The 1,810-nt window shown below is 47.9% G+C and carries 1 pseudogene; it reads right to left on the bottom strand.

The annotated features are described in order from the left end of the window. Window positions 1–522 precede the first annotated feature (522 nt). Window positions 523–1,556, bottom strand: a pseudogene (locus tag Q3A88_RS21760) (IS3 family transposase); the annotation flags it as partial. Between the last annotated feature and the right edge of the window lie 254 nt (window positions 1,557–1,810).

Raw genomic sequence — 1,810 nt, forward strand, 5'->3', positions numbered from 1 at the left:
GAAATTCAGGCGTATGTTGCTTACGTGGCTTCTTACTGGTTGATACGGATTTTGTCATGTGAGCTACCTCTGGTAGAGAGTTTACTCACTTAGTCGCGTGTCCACTATTGGCGGGTAAGATCATAACTTCGTCAGCATGCGTGAAAACGCATTGAGGTCGGCTTCAGTTTTAAGGTCTTTAGCCAGTTCGGCAGCGAGTGCCTTGAGTTTCTTTTCGTCCATCGTTTGCCTGTCTCCGTTGTTGGAGTGAACATATCAAAAACAGGCAATTACACAATTTAAATTACAGTCTCTTTAATCTTTATGCAGGCGCAGAATAACTGCACCTGCACAGTAACATTATCTATAAGCTGAATTATTCACCTTTAGAGCTATTCCGACATATTCGATTATATTCCTCAGAGGAGATTGCTATGCGCAAAGCACAATTCGTATAGCACCAAATTATCGCCGCTTTAAAGTACGTTGAAGCAGAGCTGTCTGATCCTACCCGAGTGTCCACATTACGTGGGTAGGATCAAAATGCGTTCTCTCATGATTGTATTCCCTGCGCCAGTTGTCGAGTTTGTCCTGTGCATCTTCCAGTGACAGGAACCAGTGAATGTTCAGGCATTCATCCCGCAGACTACCGTTAAATGATTCAATAAACGGATTATCTGTCGGCTTTCCGGGACGAGAGAAGTCCATTGTCACCCCGTTTTCATACGCCCATTTATCCAGACTCTTCGAGATAAACTCGCTGCCGTTATCTGTCTGAATACGTACAGGCTGACGTTTACGCAGTACCCGTAGCCCTTCCATCACACCGACCACATCCTCGCCCTTCAGCGACTTTCCGGCTTGGATCGCCAGACATTCACGACTAAAATTATCCACTACAGTTAACGCCCGGAAACGCCGTCCGTTAAACAGATTATCCGACACGAAATCCATACTCCAGCACTGATCGACACCGGTCAGGACGGGACGCTGTTGACGATGTGCTGCACTGACATGCCTGCGCGGACGTTTTCTCCGCAGGTTAAGTCCTTCCAGACAATAAATCCGGTGTGTTTTCTTGTGGTTAACAGGCCAGCCTTCCCGCCGTAACTGGATATGAATACGCGGGCAACCGTAGCGGATCCGGGTTTCCGCTATCTCCCTGATGCGCAGGGTTATCGCCCGATCATCCCGCCGACTCTGCCAGTGGTAAACGGTTCTGCTCTGCATCAACAGTCCACATCCCCGTCGGACACTGATACGGTAAGCTTCCCGCAGAAAATGTACCGCCTGACGCTTCTGAGCCGGCCTCAGAACTTTTGCTTCAGCACCTCCTGCAGCATCTCTTTATCCAGGCTCAGATCAGCCACAAGCTTTTTCAGCCGCTGATTTTCATCCTCCAACTGCCGCAAACGACGGAGTTCTGTTACGCCCAGACCGGCAAATTTCTTCTTCCAATTATAAAAAGTGGCCTCAGAAATACCCATCTTTCTGCAGACTTCTCCGACGCGAGTACCGGTTTCGGCCTGTTTCAGCGCAAACGCGATCTGTTCTTCGGTATAACGGGTCTTTTTCATGGCGATGAACCTCTCTGTGAGATGGAAGAAAGACCGAAGACTTCAGTTTAGACTGGCACTGTTTTCAGGGAGGAGATCAGGATGCTTACAGCCTCTTCTCTACTGTGAAAAGAGCAATTATTAGATGTCTTTTCTGGGTCACGTATTCAACTCGGTGATCGTCAGGTAGAATGTTCATCTGTTTTCCTAAATATTTAGAAGAAGAGCCTGATGGCAACGGTTGAGGTAAAATGCCCGTTTTGTGAGCAAACAGA

The organism is Pectobacterium sp. HCp5_1, assembly GCF_032905925.1.
In the GTDB taxonomy this organism is placed as follows: Bacteria; Pseudomonadota; Gammaproteobacteria; order Enterobacterales; family Enterobacteriaceae; genus Pectobacterium; species Pectobacterium brasiliense_A.